An 18,920-nucleotide genomic window follows, 5' to 3' on the forward strand; every position below is an offset into this window, starting at 1 on the left:
GACGGAGGTAGCCGGGCATGCCGAGCTCCCGCACCACATCGGTCGTCGCCGTGGCGGTGACGGTGGTCGGCGGTGTCCTCCTGAACCCGCTGCCGGTTCGGGAGGCGGGCGTGCCCACGGTGAGCGTGGCTCAGCCCGCCGCCCCCGCCCCACCTCCGCCGGTCGTCCTCACCCCCGAGGAGATCGAGGCACGCGTCGTACCGGTCATCGTCACGCTCGTCGCGGATTCGGGACTCGTCGACACCGCAGGTACGGGCATCGTGCTGACACCCGACGGCGTCGTTCTCACCAATCATCACGTGATCGACGGCGCACTCGACATCAACGCGGTCACCCTCGCCGACGGTGCGGAATACGTGGTGGACGTCCTGGGCTACGACAGCTCGCGCGACATCGCGGTGCTCCAACTCCAAGGCGCGGATTCGCTGCCCACGGCAACGCTGGCGACCTCGCCCGCCACTCGGATCGGTGACCCCGTGACAGCCGTGGGCAACGCCGAGGGCAACGGATATCCAGTGCCGGCAAGAGGCTTCGTCACCGACGTTGGCCAGTCGATCACCGCGAGAAGCTCGACCGACGGTTCCCGGAACCGGTTGAGCGGCTTGATCGAAGTGGACGCCGCAGTGCGCCCGGGCGACTCGGGCGGTCCCCTCGTCGACGCCACCGCCACCGTGATCGGGGTCAACACCGCGGGCAACGCGGACTCCGATCCGTCGACCCCTCCACCCGCGCAACCACGTTCGTATGCCGTCCCCATCACCACCGCGATGGCCGTCGTCGATCAGGTCCGTGCCGGTAGGACGTCATCCACCGTACACGTCGGTGACACAGCACTTCTCGGCATCAACGTTACGAACAACGAGCGGGGCGCCGAAGTGCTGTGGGTCGGCATCGGGACCCCGGCAGACGACGCGGGACTCGAGATCGGCAGCATCATTACCGATTTCGATGGAGCACCCGTCCGCTCGTGGACCGAACTCAGCGAACGCATGAACACGAAACACCCCGGCGACACGGTGTCGGTGGTCTGGCTCGACGACCGCGGGCAGTCGCAGGCAGCCACCATCGTCCTCGACGAGGGTCCGCCGCGCTGACCGTCACGCCGTGGCGCCCTGCACCATCCCGTCGTCACGCCGGACACGGACAGCCACGAATCTGGCGATCCGCCGCAGCACCGCACGACTTTCCGGCAGCCCCGGCCACAGCGCCGGAAAAGCATGCACCTGCCCGTCCCAGATCTGCAACGTGGTCGCCACCCCCGCGGCGCTGAGCCGGTGCGCCATCAACTCCGAATCCGACCGCAGCACTTCACCTTCCGCGGCGATCAGCAACGACGGCGGCATTCCCACCAGATTGCCGTTCACCGGCGACAACGCGGGGTCGAGCACGCCGTCGACCTCGGCTCCGAGCTTCCCGATGGTGACCAGCGCCTCGATCGGTGCGAACACGTCCTTCGCCGCGTTGACGTGCACCGACTTCTCCGCGCAGTCCAGATCGAGCAACGGGGACAACCCGATGAGTCCGGCAGGCAGATCGACGCCCTCCTCACGGGCTTTCAGCGCCGTCGCGAACACCAGGAACCCGCCTGCGGAATCGCCGGCAAAGACCGTCCCGTCCGCCCGGGCACCGTTCTCGAGCAGCCACTTGTACGCCGTCAGGCAGTCGTCGACCGATCCGCTGATGTTCGTGTCGGGCAACTGCCGGTAACCCACGTGCATCACCGGCAGTCCGGTGAGTTTCGCGATGGTCGCCACTACCGGCCGGTGCGTGTTCAGGCCACAACAGAGGAATCCACCCCCGTGAAGGTAGAGAACGACGCCCTCGCTCAGGTCCGGGGAGACTCCGGGAGCGCGCACGACCTCGGCGTCGAAGCCGGGCAGTCGAACTTTCTGTCGGCGAATACCGGCCGCGGGCCGCATTCCCGCGGCTAGGTCGAGCAGTGCCGCACGGCGGATGGCGGACTCGTTGATCGGGGCCATTCGGACGACAGGGCGGAGAAACCAGCGACAGGCCTGGTAGAGGAGCTGGGATTCGATACTCGGCCCGGCGAGTCGGGCACCGGGCCGGTACTGCACCGTCGGTTTCCCGATCCGCTGTTCCGCAGGTGTGTGGCGGTCGTTCGGCACAGATTCCATGCCCGCTCCCTCGTCGCCGACGCCCGTCTTCGTTGACGCGCGTCTCTCCACGGTAGAAGTATCCGGCGCCGCGTTTGTCCCGCATCGGCGCATCGGCATCGAGTCGTGACCAGCCGGGTAGCGAGCCGGATCAGCCGAAATCGACGTCGTCGAGCTCCTCGACGACGCTCACGCGCCGGGTGCGCCCCCCGATCATCTTCCCGAGGCCGCGGCGCCCACCGTTGTCTGCCTTCCCGGACGGCGGAATGCGCTGAGGTGCGGCGCGGGGGCGCGGCACGGTGACCGGCGGCGGGCTCGGTATCAGCGGCCGCTCCCGTTCCACGGGCGACGCAGGAGGAGGCACCGAACTGTCGAGGATGACCGGTTCGGGCTCCGGGCCGGGTAGGTCCTCGGTGTGGAGGTCCACCTCGGCCAGGCTGGTCGCCCACCACACACGCCCGCCCAGTCGGCGTTCCCGCAGTTCGGCTGCGATCTCGTCGTGCCATACCGAGGGCTCACCGCCCCCGAAAGATCGGGTGTTGGCACTGACCCACACGACACCGTCCGGGTGACGATCGGCCAGATCGAGGACAGTCAGCCAGTTCACCGTCGCCGCGTAGCCGTCGTACCTCTTCTTCTCCCGGTAGGGGCGGCGGCGCTGGACGGCGCGCTGGGCAATCTCCACGTGCGAGCACCCCACCGGCTCGATCACCTCGACGCCGATCTTCTCCAATTCGCGGGCGAGGGCGACCACGTAACCGCCGGCCTTCGCACGGGCCACATCGACGAACAGGGACAGGTCGTCCCGCAGTCCGAGCCGGTCGTACATCCTGGCCTGGACGGTGAGCGCTTCGATCATCGCCGCCGACTCCCGCTGGTACCGGTCGGCGATCTCGAGGAGAACGAGCCGGGGAACCGCGACCCGGACACCCCGGTCCACGGCCGTGCGCACGAAAGTCTCGAAACGCGAATCTCGCGTGACCGCCGATGTATCGAGAACTATGAGCATTGCCCGATTGTGCAGGAGAATCCCACCCGCGCAGCCGCTGTCGCCGGGTCGTTATGCAATCTCGATCACGACGAAAGCACCGCAGGAACTGTCTCGAGGCCGGGCGGTCAGCGGATTTTGAAGATCACCGCGCGCTGGACGACGAAGTTGATGACCGTTGCCGTCCCCTGCGCAATGACGAACGCCAACGGCAAGCGCCACCACTCGTCGGGGAATGCCTGGTACATGACCCAGTTGAGACCCACCTGCACCGCGAAGGTCACCGCATAGAGGATCACGACCGCGACGAAACGGGCCCGGCTCGGTTCCGCTTTGAACGTCCACCGGCGGTTGATCAAATAGGCGGTGGTGGTGCCGGCGATGAAGCTGATCGACTTGGCCACGTTGATGGGCAGTCCCACCAGTTCGAGGAGCAACCAGTACAGGCCGAAGTCGACGATCGCCGACAACCCGCCGGTCAGGACGAACCGCACGATCTGCGTCTTCAGGTCCAGTGCGTCGTCCGCGATGTTCTCGGTGACGGGAATCTCGACCGGGAGGGGAACGTGATGTTCGTGCTCGTGACTCCGCTTGGTTTCTGACACGACGACGAGAGTAACCACCCGTGCGTACTTGTTAACCCCCCACTGTTGATAAGTACGCACAGGGCCGGTGGGTCCTACCGCCAGGTAGCCTCTATCTCGATGTCCACGACAGCAGAAGAGACGCCCACCCAGGCGCTCCCCACACAGACCCGCACCCTCACCGGCTGGGGACGCACCGCGCCCACCACGGCGCAGGTGCTGTCCACTCCCGATGTCGACGTGATCGCGCGAGCGGTCGCCCAGGTCGCGGAGAAGAACGAGTCGAAGCCCTCTCACCTGCAGCGCGGGGTGATCGCCCGCGGTCTTGGCCGCTCGTATGGCGACCCCGCACAGAATGCCGGCGGCCTGGTCATCGACATGAATGCGCTGAACCGCATTCACCGCATCGACCGCGAGACCCATCTGGTGGACGTCGATGCCGGCGTCAACCTGGACCAGCTGATGAAAGCCGCCCTGCCGTTCGGCCTGTGGGTCCCGGTGCTGCCCGGCACCCGCCAGGTCACCATCGGCGGCGCCATCGGCTCCGATATCCACGGGAAGAACCATCACAGCGCGGGCAGCTTCGGCAACCACGTCGTGTCGCTGGATCTGCTCACCGCGGACGGTCAGGTGCGCAAGCTCACGCCGAAGGGCGGCCGCAACGACCCCAAGGGGGCGCTGTTCTGGGCGACGATCGGCGGCATGGGCCTGACGGGCATCATCCTCCGGGCGACCATCAAGATGACGCCCACCGAGACGGCGTACTTCATCGCCGACGGCGACGTCACGGGCAGCCTCGACGAGACGATCGCCCTGCACAGCGACGGCAGCGAGGCGAACTACGAGTACTCGAGCGCGTGGTTCGACGCCATCGCGGCGCCGCCGAAGCTCGGCCGCGCCGCGATCTCACGCGGCTCTCTGGCCAAGCTCGACCAGTTGCCGGAGAAGCTGCAGAAGAATCCGCTGGCGTTCGACGCACCGCAGTTGATGACCTTCCCCGACATCTTCCCGAACGGGCTGGCCAACAAGTTCAACTTCTCGCTGATCGGCGAGCTGTGGTTCCGCAAGTCCGGGACCTACCGCGGCAAGGTTCAGAACTTGACGCAGTTCTATCACCCGCTCGACATGTTCGGGGAGTGGAACCGTGCGTACGGTTCCAACGGCTTCCTGCAGTACCAGTTCGTGGTGCCGCCGGAGGCAGTCGACGAGTTCAAGGCGATCATCCGCGACATCCAGAAGTCGGGACATCACTCGTTCCTCAACGTGTTCAAGCTGTTCGGTGAGGGCAACCAGGCGCCGCTGAGTTTCCCGATCCCCGGTTGGAACATCTGCGTCGACTTCCGGATCAAGCCGGGCTTGAACGAGTTCGTCACCGAGCTCGACAAGCGCGTGCTGAAGTTCGGCGGACGCCTCTACACCGCCAAGGATTCGCGGACCACCGCCGAGACCTTCCATTCCATGTACCCGCGGATCGACGAGTGGATCGCCACCCGCCGCAAGTACGACCCCACCAATGTCTTCGCCTCCGATATGTCCAGAAGGTTGGAACTGTGATCAACGCCGTCGGGAACCCGCAAACCCTCCTGCTCCTCGGTGGCACCTCCGAGATCGGTCTCGCCATCTGCGAGGAGTACCTGAAGAAGGCTCCGATGCGGGTGATCCTCGCCGCTCTGCCCGGCGACCCCGGCCGGGGCGCCGCAGTGGCGCAGCTGACGGCTGCCGGAGCGAACTCCGTCGACGTCATCGACTTCGACGCCGTCGACACCGAAAGCCACCCGAAAGTCATCGACGAAGCCTGGGCGAAGGGGGACGTCGACGTCGCCATTGTCGCGTTCGGCCTGCTCGGTGACGCCGAGGAACTGTGGCAGAACCAGCGCAAGGCCGTCCAGATCGCCGAGGTCAACTACACGGCAGCGGTGTCGGTGGGCGTGCTGGTCGGCGAGAAGATGAAGGCGCAGGGCTACGGCCAGATCATCGCCATGTCGTCCGCCGCAGGCGAGCGTGTACGCCGGTCGAACTTCGTGTACGGCTCCACCAAGGCCGGACTCGACGGTTTCTACCTGGGCCTCGGTGAGGCACTGCGCGAGTTCGGGCCCCGCGTCCTCGTGATCCGTCCCGGTCAGGTCCGCACCCGGATGTCCGCGGATGTGAAGGAAGCCCCGCTCACCGTGAACAAGGAAGACGTGGCCAAGCTGGCCGTCGCGTCGGCGGAGAAGGGCAAGGAGCTGGTCTGGGCGCCGGGCGCCTTCCGGTACGTGATGATGATCCTGCGGCACATCCCGCGACCGATCTTCAAGAAGCTGCCCATCTAAGCTTCGCCCTCGTGACGGAAGCACGCGTAGCCCCCGCCCGTCGGGCACTGTCGACCGCCGCCGAGATGTTTTCGGCGGCGGTCGTCGCCGCAGTGGTCGCGGCGGTCGGACTCGTCGCGTTCGCGCGAGTGCAGTGGCCGGCCTTCAGTTCGTCCAACGTGACGCAGGCTGTCACCACCGTCGGCCAGGTGCTGGCCGTCGCCGGTATCGCCGTGTCGGTGCTGCTCGTGCGGCGCCACCGGGCAGTGCGGTTCGCGAGGCTGCTGTCGTGGGCGAGCCTGTCCGGGTTCGTGACGGTGACGCTCGGCCTCCCGCTCGCCGCAACCCGGCTGTACCTCCACGGCGTCTCCGTCGATCAGGAATTTCGCACCGAGTACCTGACACGGCTCACCGACTCCCCCGCGTTGCGCGACATGACGTACGCGGACCTGCCGCCGTACTACCCGGCGGGGTGGTTCTGGGTCGGCGGACGGGTCGCCGACCTCCTCGGTATGGACGGCTGGGAAGCGTTCAAGCCCTATGCCATCGGGTCGCTGGCCGTGGCTGCCGTGGTGGCACTCGTGTTGTGGAGCAACCTGATCCGGCACGACCTGGCGATCGTCGTCTCACTCGCGACCGCAGCGCTGGTCGTGGCATACGGTTCTCCCGAGCCCTACGGGGCGATCATCGCACTCCTGATCGGGCCCGCCCTCGTTCTGGCTTGGGGTGGGCTGCACCGGGAGTCCGGGCGCGGCGGCTGGGGCGCGGTGATCGGCACCGGACTCTTCCTCGGTCTCGCCGCAACCTTCTACACGCTCTACCTCGGCCTGGCCGCCTTCGCGGTGACCCTGCTCGCGGTGCTCGCCGCCGCACTCCGGGTGCGAACGCAGAGAACGTGGCGGGGGGCGATCGACCCGCTTCTCCGGTTGGCCGTGGTGGCGGTGGTGTCCGGGCTCATTGCCCTCCTGGTCTGGGGTCCGTATCTCCTCGAAGTGATACACGGCTCGCCAGCCGCGTCGGGAACTGCGCTGCACTACCTGCCCGAAGCGGGTGCGCGTCTCCCCCTGCCGATGATCCACTTCTCGCTGACGGGCGCCCTGTGCCTACTCGGGACCATCTGGCTGGTCGGCCGGGCAACCACGTCGCGTCGCGCGCAGGCGCTCGGGGTCGGGGTGGTAGCCATCTACGTGTGGTCGATGATGTCGATGGCTCTCGCCGCTCTCGGCAACACCCTCCTGTCCTTCCGGCTCGAGCCGGTGTTGATCGTCCTGCTCGGTGCGGCAGGTGTGTTCGGATTCGTCGAGTTCGCCGGCTGGCTCCTGCTGGCCACCAGTGACAATCCCCGAGTTCGTGGCGCGATTCTGGTGATCGGCGTGCTGGGCGGGCTCTCCTTCGTCCAGAACATTCCCCGGCACCTCGATTCCGACATCGCCGTCGCCTACACCGACACCGACGGCAACGGTGAGCGCGCCGACAAACGTCCGCCCGGGGCGGCCGCGCATTTCGCCGAGGTGGACGAACTCGTGCAGGAGCAGATCCCGCGCGAACGTGACGACACGGTGGTCCTGACCGCCGACACCACCTTCCTCAGCTTTTACCCGTATCTCGGGTTCCAGGCACTGACGTCCCACTATTCGAACCCGTTGGCCGACTTCGCCGGTCGCGCACAGACCATCGCGGACTGGAGTGAACTCGACACGCCCGACCAATTGGTATCGGCCCTCGACGCATCGCCGTGGCGCGCCCCCGACGCCTTCGTTTTCCGCCAGGGCCCCGACGGGTACACCTTGCGCCTCGCGGAGGACGTCTACCCCAACGATCCGAACGTTCGCCGCTACACGGTGACGTTCCCGAAGGAACTGTTCGACGACCCCCGATTCACGGTGTCCGAAACCGGACCCTTCGTGGTGGTCACACGAAACTGATCGGTCGGTCCGCGTTTATTCCGGCTCGAGCGAGGGAATTCCGCACCCAGTCCAGGAGCGGAAGCATCCGCCCTTCGAGGGGAATGCAGGTTGCGGCGAGGAGCGGTCATGCCCGATGCAGGAAGGCCGCCGCGCGACCTCTCCGGTCCCGAAGATCATGTGCTCGGCACCGGGGGTGGTGAGGTAGCGGTGCACGCCGGACTCGCATTGACGATCGGGGCGATCCTGGGTGTCTATGTGGGGCACTGGGCGCTGTTCGTCCTCGCACTGATCGGGGTGTCGTTGTGGATTACCAGTGGTGTCGTCGTCCAGACCACACGGCAGAGGCCGCCGGACGTCGGTCCGGCGGCCTCCCACAGTCACTCGATCGAGCGTGCTGCCTAGTTGAGCTTTTGCGGCACACCGTAGGTCATGACCGAGTCACCGTTCGCGGTGACGGCCATCGCGTACGGCCGGATGGTGACCGGACCGATCGCACCGGAGATGAACCCGTGCATACCCTGCATCCGCACGAGAGCGGAAGGTCCGTCGAACTCCTGGCCTTCGAGGAACGGGACGGTGGTGATGCCGCCCGGCTCGAGGTCGATGTCGAGTTCCTGCGACGGGATGATGGAGCCACCGATACCGGCTGCCGTACCGGCATTCAGTCCGAGTTCCAGTTCGGGAACCAGCCCGAGATCGATTCCGTTGTTCGATTCGATGAACCAGTCGAGATTGGGCGTGTTGAGGACGATCGTCGCACCGGCGAGCGCCACCGGGTAGCCGATCTGATAGCCGAGAGTGAGCTGCGTGTCTTCGAACTCCGCGGCGTTCGGCCCGGTGATGTTCACCGCGGCGTAGCCGTCGTGGAAGAACTCGACCGACGTCGGCACGCCGTCGAGCGGGGGAACCGTGTGATACGAGGTATCTCCCTGGAGGACTTCGATGCGATTGCCACCGGCGTCGACGACGGAGCTGGAATTGTCGACCCCTGCCGAGGCAGTCCCATTGCCCATGACCATGCCGAGCACTGCAATTCCTGCAACAGCCACTGCGCGCGTGAACCGTTTGTATCCATACCGAGATGTGGTGATGTCCGTCATGCCGACCCCATTCAGAGTGCACTGCAACCGATACGAAAAAGCAAGCTGAGCGTAACCACAGGAAGCGAACAATATCCCCGTATTGATCAGAAGTTCACAAATGAACTTCCTGTGACATGGGCAACACTTCTGCCGTCACGCCACGAGTACCCCATCAGACCCTCCGGTACCCTCGGTCGATCGACATCGACCCGGATATTCGGAGGCGCGCCTGCGTGACTGACATACTCACCGACGTCGGAACGCCGCAGCGGTCCCTGCGCACCCCCACCGAGACCCCCGGCCCCGAACGCTCCCGAATCCGCCCCCACCCCGCCGATGTCGCTGCGGTGGCATTCTTCGTCGGCCTGGCGGTGTTCGTACTGGTTCGACAGTGGAAACATCTCGGGACCGGCTACCTCGTCCGTAGTGGCCAGGACCAGACCATGTGGGAATGGTTCTTCGCCGTCGCGGCGCACTCGGTGGTGCACCTGGAGAATCCACTGTCGAGCGACCTCCAGAACTATCCCCTCGGCGTGAACCTCATGGGCAACACGGCGATGTTCGGCATCAGCATCCCCCTGGCGCCCGTCACCCTGTTGTTCGGCCCCGGTGTCACGTTCACCCTCGCGCTCACGCTGGGGCTGTCCGGCACGGCCATCGCCTGGTACTGGCTGTTCTCCCGACACGTTGTCGCCTCGCGGTTCGCTGCGGCCGTCGGCGGCGTCGTCTGCGGATTCGCCCCCGCCCTCATCTCGCACAGCAACGGGCACCCCAACTTCGTCGCCCTGTTCCTCCTTCCTTTCATCGCACTCGGCGTGATCCGGCTCGGCAGTGGACGACGTCCGGTGCGGGACGGTGTCGTGCTCGGCCTGCTGATCGCGTACCAGATCTTCCTGGGTGAAGAACCACTTCTGATCTATGCACTGGCCTTCACGGTGTTCGGGCTCGCGTTCGCAGCGACCCGTCCCCGCGCCGCTGTGACGTCGGTACGCAAGGGCAGCAAGGGCTTCGCCATCGCAGGCGGCGTCGCCCTGTCCATTGCCGCCTTGCCCCTGTGGTGGCAGTTCTTCGGGCCGGACAGTTACCGCGCGCTCGAGCACGGTCCGGTGGGCAACGACACGGAGGCGTTTACCGGATTCCCCACATCCTCACTGGCAGGAGCCCCGGGAACAGCCGAGTTCAGCATGAACTCCACCGAGGAGAACGCCTACTTCGGCTGGCCGCTCCTGATTCTCCTCACGCTGTCGGGACTGTGGTTGTGGCGGATGCCGCTCGCGCGCGCAGCCACCGTGACCGTTGCGGCGATGGGCGTCCTGTCGCTCGGATCCACCCTCACCATCGGTGGAACCGATACGGGAATTCCACTCCCCTGGAAGTACGTATCGCATCTTCCCCTCCTCGAATCCGTTCTGGAGTCACGCTTCGCCATGGGTTGTCTCCCCGCGGCGGCGCTCCTCCTCGCGCTCGGCACCGACCGCGCCCTCGCGTCCGCGCGGGCCGGGGAGCGGACCATAACTCTGCTGTGGATCGGCTGGCTCGCCGTCGCCCTGCTTCCGCTGGCGCCCACACCCCTTGCCGTCGTGCAACGGGACACCGCCCCCGACTTCTTCGCCGAAGGAACGTGGAAGCAGTACGTCACCGACGGATCGGTGGTGACCGTGCCGCTCCCGTCACCGGAGAATGCGCGAATGCTGCGCTGGCAGACCGAGCAGGACCTCGCCTTCCCCATCGCCGGGGGGTACTTCGTCGGCCCCGCCGGCAGTGATGCGAAGGGCAAGTACGGGCCGGACGACCGCCCGACCGCACTGCTGCTGGCGGCGGCGCAGAAGTCCGGCCAGGTGCCCGACATCGACGAGCAGACGCGGACCCAGGCGCTGGCGGATCTGCGCTTCTGGAACGCCGACGTCCTGGTGCTCCCACACACCCGCAACGATCGCGTCCTGCGTGAGACGGTCCGCCTCCTCATCGGCGAGCCGGCGACGCCCGTGGACGGCGTCTGGGTGTGGGACGTCCGCGCCCTGACACGGGAAAGCGGTTAGCGCGTCAGCACTTCCGGTCCGTCCTCGCCGATCGCCACCGTGTGTTCGCTGTGCGCGGCACGGGCTCCCGTCGCGGTGCGCAGCGTCCATCCGTCGGCGTCGCAGCGGTAGTCGTCACTGCCGTCCGCGATGAGCATCGGTTCGATCGCGAGAACCATTCCCGGCTGCAGCAGCAGACCCTTGCCCGCGCGACCCTCGTTGGGCACGTGTGGATCCTCGTGCATACGCCTGCCGATGCCGTGCCCACCGTGATCGGCGAGCATTCCGTAACCGGCGCCGCGCGCATACAGTCCGATGGCTGCACCGATGTCACCCAACCGGTTTCCGGGCCGCGCAGCCGCAATCCCATGAGCCAGTGCCGCTTCAGTGGCCGCAACGAGTGCGATGTCCGCCAGGTCTGCCGTGCCCACGACGAAACTGATCGCGGCGTCGCCACACCACCCGTCCAGCCGCGCCCCGCAGTCGACACTGATGAGATCACCGCCGCGGAGTCGATACGGACCCGGGATGCCATGCACTACAGCATCATTGACACTCGTGCACAGAGATCCAGGAAAGGGAGAGGGCGCCCAGCTCGGGTGGTAGTCGCGAAACAGCGGCACCGCTCCCGCCCCGACGATCAGGTCGGTGGCCAGGGCGTCGAGGTCGAGTAGGCTCACTCCGACCGCGGCCGACTTCCGTACCGCGGCCAGTGCCGCAGCAACCAGCTGCCCCGCCGCGCGCATCGCCTGCACCTCGGCTGACGTCTTCAGCTCGACCACGACCCACCCTTACCTGTGTGCAATTTTTATACCGGTATTACTATATGGCACATGGTGCGTGTGCCGTTGACAGCCGAAGAACTCGAACGCGGGCAGAGACTGGGCGAGCTGCTGCGCGCCACCCGGGGAGACAGAAGCATGGTCACCGTCGCGCTCGACGCGGGCATCTCCGTCGAGACGCTGCGCAAGATCGAGACCGGACGTATCGCCACTCCCGCATTCTTCACCATCGCAGCAGTGGCCCGGGTCCTCGGCCTGTCGCTCGACGAGGTGGCCGATTCCCTCACCCCTTCGGTAACCGGAGGCATGGCCGCATCCTGACGCCGGTCGGCCGCCTCGGACTCGGGCCTCCGGTGCACCGCACGACGTGAGGCCGGTACGCCGTGGTGACGGAGCACCCACGGGGAGTCACCGCCTACCATCGTCGTGTGCCGTCCGAAGTAGCAGAGAAGCCCACACGTTCGCCGTCGGAGCGGCGGCCGCTGCCCGACATTCGAAGCATCCGCACTTCCCGGCTCATCGCGATCGTCACCGGCCTGCTCGGTTTCGTGCTGGCACTCGCCATCCCGTTACTGCCGGTCGAGCAGGACGCCGCCTCGATCGACTGGCCGCAGGACGGTGTTCTCGAGAGCGTCGACGCCCCTCTGGTGTCCTACGCGCCGCTGAACATGCAGGTCTCCGTGCCGTGTTCGGCTGTGGCACAGCTCGGCGAGGGTGGCGGCACCCTGGTCTCGACGCTGCCGAACGGCGCGCCCGACTTCGAGTCGGCCGGCCTGGTGGTGCGGGCGGCCGCCGACGGCACGGTGGAGGTCATCACCCGGGGCAACACGCTGATCTCCGCGACCGGCGCCGAGGTGCAGGGCTGCGACATGATCGAAGTCACCTCCGACCACCAGCGCACGTCCGCCGAGGTGACGGGTACCGCGGATCCCGTTGCAGGGTCCGTCGAGGGCGACGCCCGACCGCAGATGGTCGGTATCTTCACCGACCTGCGCGGCAGCATCCCGGACGGGTTGAACGTGCACGTCGACCTCGACTCCCGGTTCTCGTCGAGCCCGACTCTGCTGAAACTTCTCGCGATGATCGTGTGCGTCCTCGCGACCTTGTCGTCGTTATACGCGCTGCACCGGGTGGACGGCATCGACGGCAGGCGCGCCCGCCGCTTCCTGCCTGCCCACTGGTGGAAATTCACCGGCGTCGATGCCGTGGTGATCGGGACGTTGCTGCTGTGGCACGTGATCGGAGCCAATACGTCCGACGACGGTTACCTGCTGGGGATGGCCCGGGTGTCCGAGCAGTCGGGCTACATGGCCAACTACTTCCGCTGGTTCGGGGTGCCGGAAGCACCGTTCGGCTGGTCGTACGAGCTTCTCGCGGCCCTCGTCAAGGTGAGCACGGCGAGCATGTGGATGCGACTCCCCACTCTCCTCGCGGCGCTGCTCTGCTGGATGGTGATCAGCCGGGAAGTCATTCCCCGCCTCGGTGTCGCGGTGCGGCGCAACGTGACTGCCCTCTGGACGGGCGGGCTGGTCTTCCTCGCGTTCTGGCTGCCCTACGACAACGGCCTGCGCCCCGAACCGGTGATCGCGCTCGGCGCCCTGCTCACCTGGTGTTCCATCGAACGCGCCATCGCGACCGGACGACTGCTTCCCGGCGCGGTGGCCGTGCTGATCGCAGCCTTCTCCCTCGCTGCGGGTCCGTCGGGTCTGATCTGCATCGCCGCACTGATCGCGGGTGCGAGGCCCATCCTGCGCATCGTCATCGCGCGGGGTCACCGCGTGGGGTTCGCGTCGCAGATCTTGCCCGTCCTCGCTGCGGGCACCGTTGTACTCGTGGCGGTCTTCGCCGATCAGACGCTGGCGACTGTGCTCGAGTCGACCCGGGTGCGGACAGCCGTGGGGCCCAACGTCGCCTGGTTCGACGAACGGGTGCGCTGGGACGCGCTGCTCGGCATCTCCCCCGACGGCTCGCTCGCACGCCGGTTCGGTGTGTTCGTCATGCTGCTCTGCGTCGTCCTCTGCGTGATGCTCATCCTGCGTAAGGGCAAGGTGCCGGGCACAGCGATCGGCCCGTCACGCCGCATTCTCGGCATCGTCTTCGCATCGCTCCTGCTCATGATGTTCACGCCGACCAAGTGGACCCACCACTTCGGCGTGTACGCGGGGCTGGCCGGATCGGTGGCCGTGCTCGCCGCGGTCGGCGTCGGGGCCCGAAGCATCCGCTCCAAACGCAACCGCACCCTGTTCGCGGCGGGCATCCTCTTCATCCTCGCCGTCGCCTTCACCGGGTCCAACGGCTGGTGGTACGTCTCGAGCTACGGAGTCCCGTGGTGGGACAAGCCGCCGATGCTGGCCGGGAAGGGTTTCTCCACCCTGTTCCTCGGTCTCACCGTGCTCGCGTTGCTCCTCGCCGCCTGGTACCACGTCCGAGAGCCCTACAGGAAAGACACCGAGCCCGATGGGAAACGTGCGCGCGTACTGGCTCCGTCACCGCTGACCATCGCCGCCGGTGCCGTTGTCCTGTTCGAGGTGTTGTCGCTGCTCAAGGGAGTGGTCGCCCAGTACCCCGGCTACTCCATCGGGAAGGCGAACATCGAGTCGATGACCGGCGGCACCTGCGCCCTCGCCGACGAGGTACTCGTGGAGACCGACCCCAACGCGGCACTGCTGCGTCCGCTGGCCCCGATCACCGACCCGGACGGAGCCGGCGCCTTCGCTGCCACCGCCGCCGACGGCTTCACGGCCAACGGCATCGCCCGCGACCTCACCGCCGACTCCGAAAAGATCAGCAAGGGCGGGGCCAACACCGTCGACTCCGACACCGATGAGACGACCACCGGCACGAGTTCCGGTACCGGCGGCGGCACCGAGGCCACCGCCGGCGTCAACGGGAGCACCGTCACGCTGCCGTTCGGTCTCGACCCCGCGCGCACGCCAGTCCTCGGTAGCTTCCAGACCGGCGAGCAGCAGCCCGCCGCCCTGACGACAGGGTGGTACGGCCTTCCCGAGCGCACCGACGACGCCCCGATCGTGACCCTGTCCGCTGCCGGTCGCATCCGGTCGGTCGATGCCGACGGTGTCGTCACGCCCGGACAGATCCTGAAGGTGGAGTACGGCTCCACCGGCCCCGACGGGTCCGTCACCACGCTGGGCAGCATCGATCCGATCGACATCGGACCGTCGCCGTCCTGGCGAAACCTGCGTGTGCCGCTCGAGTCGCTGCCCGCCGAAGCGAATGCCGTCCGGCTCGTCGCCGAGGACCCGGATACCGACCCCGGCCAGTGGCTCGCCGTCACCCCACCGCGGGTGCCGAAGATGCAGACACTGCAGACGGTGGTCGGATCGACCGATCCGGTGCTGCTGGACTGGGCGGTCGGGCTCGCATTCCCCTGCCAGCGCCCCTTCGACCACCGGTACGGCGTCGCTGAGGTGCCGCAGTGGCGGGTTCTGCCCGACCGCATCGGCGCCGAGTCCACGAACGCGTGGCAGGACAGAATCGGCGGTGGCCCGCTGGGGTGGACCGACCAGCTGCTGTCGGCGAGCACCCTCGCGACCTACCTGTCGAACGACTGGGACCGCGACTGGGGCTCCCTCGAGCGGTTCACTCCGCGCGATGCCGCCACGACCCCGGCGCAGGTGGACACGGAAGAAGTCACTAGGTCCGGCACCTGGTCGGCAGGACCCGTTCGCTACTAGTTTGCACACTCGTTACCGACGGGTAAGTTCTTGCTTGGCGTAGGGAACCGCCGATATGACTCCTCAGGTTCCTGACATACCATCGACAACCGTGCCCGACGCCGTGACAATCCCTGTGTCCGAACCCGCAGCTCCCCCGCCGCCTGCCCGGCAGGACCGACGGGGCGAGTACCGGACCGCTCGTCTGGTCGCCGTCGTCACCGGCCTCATCGGGTTGGTGCTGGCGTTGGCCACCCCGTTCATGCCCGTGGAGCAGAGCACCGCAACGGTCAACTGGCCGGAGAACGGCCAGGTCAGCGACCTCGAGGCACCGCTGATGTCGCAGGTACCGGTCGCCCTGTCGGCCACGATCCCGTGCTCCGCGGTCGCGGAGCTGCCCGAGCGGGGCGGCATCCTGCTCTCGACCGCACCCGCGCAGGGTGACGGCGCCGCGTTGAACGCGATGTTCGTGCGCGTGTCGGACAAGTCCGTCGACGTCCTCGACCGCAACGTCACCATCGCGACGGCACCGCGCGAACAGGTGCAGTCGGGCGCCTGCTCGGAGATCCGCATCACGTCCGACATCGACACCACCTCGGCGGAGTTCGTCGGCCTCCGCGCCCCCACCGGGGTTCCCATCGCCGGTCAGCTGACCGGCGACCTGCGGCCGCAGGTGGTCGGGGTCTTCAGTGATCTCCCGAACGGCGCAGCCCCGGCCGGCCTCTCGTTCGCGATGGACGTCGATTCACGGTTCTCGTCGAGCCCCACGCTGATCAAGCTCGTCGCCATGATCGTGGCCCTCCTCACCACGGCCATCGCCATGGTCGCCCTCGGCAGACTCGACGGCACGGACGGACGGGGGCACCGCAACTTCTTCCCGTCGCATTGGTGGAAGTTCACCGGCCTCGACACCCTCGTCGTCGGCACCCTCGTCGTCTGGCACTTCATCGGTGCCAACACGTCGGACGACGGATATCTGCTCACCATGGCGCGGGTGTCCGACCACGCCGGATACATGGCCAACTATTTCCGCTGGTTCGGTGTTCCCGAGGCGCCGTTCGGCTGGTACTACGACGTCCTGGCCGCGATGGCGAAGATCTCGACGGCCAGCCCCTTCATTCGCCTGCCCGCCCTGATCGCCGGAATTCTCTGCTGGCTGGTGATCAGCCGCGAGGTTGCTCCCCGCCTCGGCCGCTCCGTGCGCCGCAACAAGGTGGCACTGTGGACCGGGGGTCTCGTCTTCCTCGCGTTCTGGCTGCCCTACAACAACGGCCTGCGTCCCGAGCCCATCGTCGCCCTCGGTGCGCTGCTCACTTGGTGCTCCATCGAGCGCGCGATCGCGACCGGGCGGCTCCTGCCCGCAGCAGTTGCCGTGCTCATCGGTGCCTTCACACTCGCGGCCGCCCCGACCGGCCTGATGTGTGTGGCCGCCCTCCTCGCCGGTACTCGGCCGCTGGTCCGCATCATCGTCAAACGTCACCGACAGGTGGGGACGCTGCCGTTGCTGGCGCCGATCGCCGCCGCCGGCACCATCGTCCTGGTCGTGGTGTTCGCCGATCAGACCCTGGCGGCCGTCCTCGAAGCCACCCGGGTCCGCACTCTGATCGGCCCCAACCTCGAGTGGTACAAGGACTTCCTGCGCTACTACTACCTGTTCGTGCCGACCGTCGACGGATCCGTCGCTCGCCGGTTCGCGTTCCTCACCATGATCCTGTGTCTGCTCACCACACTGTTCATTCTGTTGCGGCGCAGGCGAATTCCCGGTGCCGCCACCGGACCGTCGTGGCGCCTGCTCGGAGTGGTGTTCGGAACGATCTTCTTCATGATGTTCAACCCCACCAAGTGGACCCACCACTTCGGGGCGTACGCGGGCATCGCCGGTTCCCTCGCGGCGCTCACCGCCGTCGCGGTGTCGGCGTCCGCGCTGCGGTCGCGTCGCAACCGCACCATCTTCCTCGCCGGACTGCTGTTGATGCTCGCGCTGACCTTCGCCGGCATCAACGGGTACTGGTACGTGTCGAGCTTCGGGGTGCCGTGGTTCGACAAGACGGTGTCGCTGGGTGGCCGCGAGTCGAACACCCTCTTCCTCGTCCTCTTCGGACTCGCGGTGGCACTCGCGGCCTGGCAATACCTGCGTGAAGGTTTCGCCGCGCCGCCCGTCCGGCCCAACACCGAAAAGGGCAGGCGCATCAGGAAGTTCGCCGCCGCACCGCTCACCGTCGTCGCTGGCGTCATGGTGCTGTTCGAGGTGGTCTCCCTACTCAAGGGCGCGGTGTCCCAGTACCCGGCGTACTCGCTGGCACGATCCAACTTCGACTCCGTTTCCGGTCAGACGTGCGGCCTCGCCGAGGACGTCCTCGTCGAAGGCGACACCAACGGCGGCAATCTCGCACCCATCCCCGACCCCACGACGCCGCTGGCCGACCCCGCCGATCCACTCGGTGGCGCCGCGCCCACCGGCTTCTCGCCCAACGGTGTGCCCTCCGACCTCACCGCCGATTACGTCGAGGTCAAACAGGGCATGGGCAACACCGACAACCAGAGCGTCGGCCCCAGCTTCGAGACCGGCGGCAGCGCCGGCACCAGCGGCGGCACCGGCCGCACCGGCGTCAACGGCAGCACCGCAAAGCTTCCGTTCGGACTCGACCCCAGCACCACCCCGGTCATGGGCAGCTACCAGGAAGGCGTCCAGGAACCGGCGACATTGTCCTCCAGCTGGTACGCGCTTCCCGAGCGCAGCGAGAAGTCCCCGCTCGTCGTCATGTCGGCCGCGGGACGTATCTGGTCGGTCGACCCGACCGGCGCCACCACCTACGGGCAGTCCCTCCTCGTCGAGTACGGCAAGCGTCAGCCCGACGGCACCGTGCAGATCCAGGGCACTTACCTGCCCAAGGACATCGGGCCCGCGCCGTCGTGGCGGAATCTGCGGGTCCCCATCGACGAGCTCGCTCCGGACACCGACGCGGTCCGGGTCATCGCGAACGATCCCAACCTCACCGGCGACCAGTGGCTCGCGTTCACCCCGCCACGGGTTCCGACGCTCGACACGCTCAACTCGACGATCGGCAGCACGCAGCCGGTTCTCCTCGACTGGGCCGTAGGCCTTCAATTCCCGTGCCAGCGACCGTTCGACCACCAGAACGGGGTCGCCGAGATGCCGAACTATCGGATCCTCCCCGACCGGCCACTCGCCGTCAGCTCCACCGACACCTGGCAGTCCGCCGAGAACGGTGGCCCGCTCGGGTTCACCGGACTGCTGGCAGGCGCCACCGCAATCCCCACCTACATGCGGGACGACTGGGGTCGGGACTGGGGCTCGCTCGAGCGTTTCGACCGGTACTACCCGGACGCCACCGCGGCCACCGTCGACACCGCCACCAGCACCAGGTCCGGACTGTGGTCGCCCGGCACCCTGCGGGTGTACGACAGCCCGTAGCGCGAGTTATCCACAACTTCCGGTTCATCCACAGGGCAAAAGTG

Annotated in this window: 14 protein-coding genes; 9 read left to right on the plus strand and 5 right to left on the minus strand. The window is 67.2% G+C overall.

Features of this window, described 5'->3' with window-relative positions; genetic code table 11:
* Positions 1–17: 17 nt before the first annotated feature.
* Positions 18–1,094 (plus strand): trypsin-like peptidase domain-containing protein, encoded by a 1,077-nt coding sequence (locus tag HYG77_RS13640; RefSeq protein WP_208962923.1) that lies wholly within the window; start codon positions 18–20, stop codon positions 1,092–1,094.
* 3 nt (positions 1,095–1,097) lie between these two features.
* Here HYG77_RS13640 and HYG77_RS13645 read toward each other — a convergent pair whose 3' ends face one another.
* The 3 genes from HYG77_RS13645 to HYG77_RS13655 form a co-directional block, all read right to left on the minus strand.
* Positions 1,098–2,135 carry an alpha/beta hydrolase gene (locus HYG77_RS13645; protein ID WP_208962924.1) on the minus strand — a complete coding sequence of 346 codons (1,038 nt, stop codon included), beginning with the start codon at positions 2,133–2,135 and terminating at the stop codon, positions 1,098–1,100.
* Positions 2,136–2,265: 130 nt separating this feature from the next.
* Complete coding sequence (locus HYG77_RS13650; protein ID WP_208962925.1) at positions 2,266–3,123, minus strand: PIN domain-containing protein; 858 nt, start codon at positions 3,121–3,123, stop codon at positions 2,266–2,268.
* A gap of 107 nt (positions 3,124–3,230) precedes the next feature.
* Positions 3,231–3,707 carry a GtrA family protein gene (locus HYG77_RS13655; RefSeq protein WP_280123304.1) on the minus strand — a complete coding sequence of 159 codons (477 nt, stop codon included), beginning with the start codon at positions 3,705–3,707 and terminating at the stop codon, positions 3,231–3,233.
* Between the two features lie 99 nt (positions 3,708–3,806).
* Between HYG77_RS13655 and HYG77_RS13660 the strand changes: the two genes are divergently transcribed.
* The 4 genes from HYG77_RS13660 (at position 3,807) to HYG77_RS13675 (ending at position 8,286) form a co-directional block, all read left to right on the plus strand.
* Positions 3,807–5,240 carry an FAD-binding oxidoreductase gene (locus tag HYG77_RS13660; RefSeq protein WP_109326061.1) on the plus strand — a complete coding sequence of 478 codons (1,434 nt, stop codon included), beginning with the start codon at positions 3,807–3,809 and terminating at the stop codon, positions 5,238–5,240.
* Entirely contained in the window at positions 5,237–5,998 is a 762-nt protein-coding gene (locus HYG77_RS13665; RefSeq protein WP_109326060.1) for a decaprenylphospho-beta-D-erythro-pentofuranosid-2-ulose 2-reductase, read from the plus strand. The genes HYG77_RS13660 and HYG77_RS13665 overlap by 4 nt, the downstream gene beginning before the upstream one ends.
* An 11-nt stretch (positions 5,999–6,009) precedes the next feature.
* Positions 6,010–7,902, plus strand: coding sequence for a galactan 5-O-arabinofuranosyltransferase (locus HYG77_RS13670; RefSeq protein WP_244461306.1), 1,893 nt, complete (start codon positions 6,010–6,012; stop codon positions 7,900–7,902).
* Between the two features lie 108 nt (positions 7,903–8,010).
* On the plus strand, positions 8,011–8,286 hold the full coding sequence (locus tag HYG77_RS13675; RefSeq protein WP_159918812.1) for a hypothetical protein: 276 nt from the start codon (positions 8,011–8,013) through the stop codon (positions 8,284–8,286).
* Here the strand turns inward: HYG77_RS13675 and HYG77_RS13680 are convergent.
* Positions 8,283–8,984, minus strand: a complete 702-nt coding sequence (locus HYG77_RS13680) for an MspA family porin (RefSeq protein WP_109326058.1) — start codon at positions 8,982–8,984, stop codon at positions 8,283–8,285. The genes HYG77_RS13675 and HYG77_RS13680 overlap by 4 nt on opposite strands.
* A gap of 215 nt (positions 8,985–9,199) precedes the next feature.
* On the opposite strand from HYG77_RS13680, the gene HYG77_RS13685 reads away from it, so the two are divergent.
* Positions 9,200–11,005 (plus strand): glycosyl transferase, encoded by a 1,806-nt coding sequence (locus HYG77_RS13685; RefSeq protein WP_208962926.1) that lies wholly within the window; start codon positions 9,200–9,202, stop codon positions 11,003–11,005.
* Here HYG77_RS13685 and map read toward each other — a convergent pair.
* Positions 11,002–11,766, minus strand: a complete 765-nt coding sequence (gene map / locus HYG77_RS13690; protein ID WP_208962927.1) for a type I methionyl aminopeptidase — start codon at positions 11,764–11,766, stop codon at positions 11,002–11,004. The two genes, HYG77_RS13685 and map, sit on opposite strands and share 4 nt — an antisense overlap.
* A 51-nt stretch (positions 11,767–11,817) precedes the next feature.
* Here map and HYG77_RS13695 point away from each other — a divergent pair, with 51 nt between their 5' ends.
* The 3 genes from HYG77_RS13695 (at position 11,818) to HYG77_RS13705 (ending at position 18,876) form a co-directional block, all read left to right on the plus strand.
* Positions 11,818–12,087, plus strand: coding sequence for a helix-turn-helix transcriptional regulator (locus HYG77_RS13695; RefSeq protein WP_109326056.1), 270 nt, complete (start codon positions 11,818–11,820; stop codon positions 12,085–12,087).
* A gap of 179 nt (positions 12,088–12,266) precedes the next feature.
* On the plus strand, positions 12,267–15,461 hold the full coding sequence (locus tag HYG77_RS13700; protein WP_208963376.1) for an arabinosyltransferase domain-containing protein: 3,195 nt from the start codon (positions 12,267–12,269) through the stop codon (positions 15,459–15,461).
* A gap of 91 nt (positions 15,462–15,552) precedes the next feature.
* Complete coding sequence (locus HYG77_RS13705) at positions 15,553–18,876, plus strand: arabinosyltransferase domain-containing protein (protein WP_208962928.1); 3,324 nt, start codon at positions 15,553–15,555, stop codon at positions 18,874–18,876.
* Positions 18,877–18,920: the final 44 nt, after the last annotated feature.

The organism is Rhodococcus sp. ZPP (assembly GCF_017656075.1).
In the GTDB taxonomy this organism is placed as follows: domain Bacteria; phylum Actinomycetota; class Actinomycetes; order Mycobacteriales; family Mycobacteriaceae; genus Rhodococcus_F; species Rhodococcus_F oxybenzonivorans.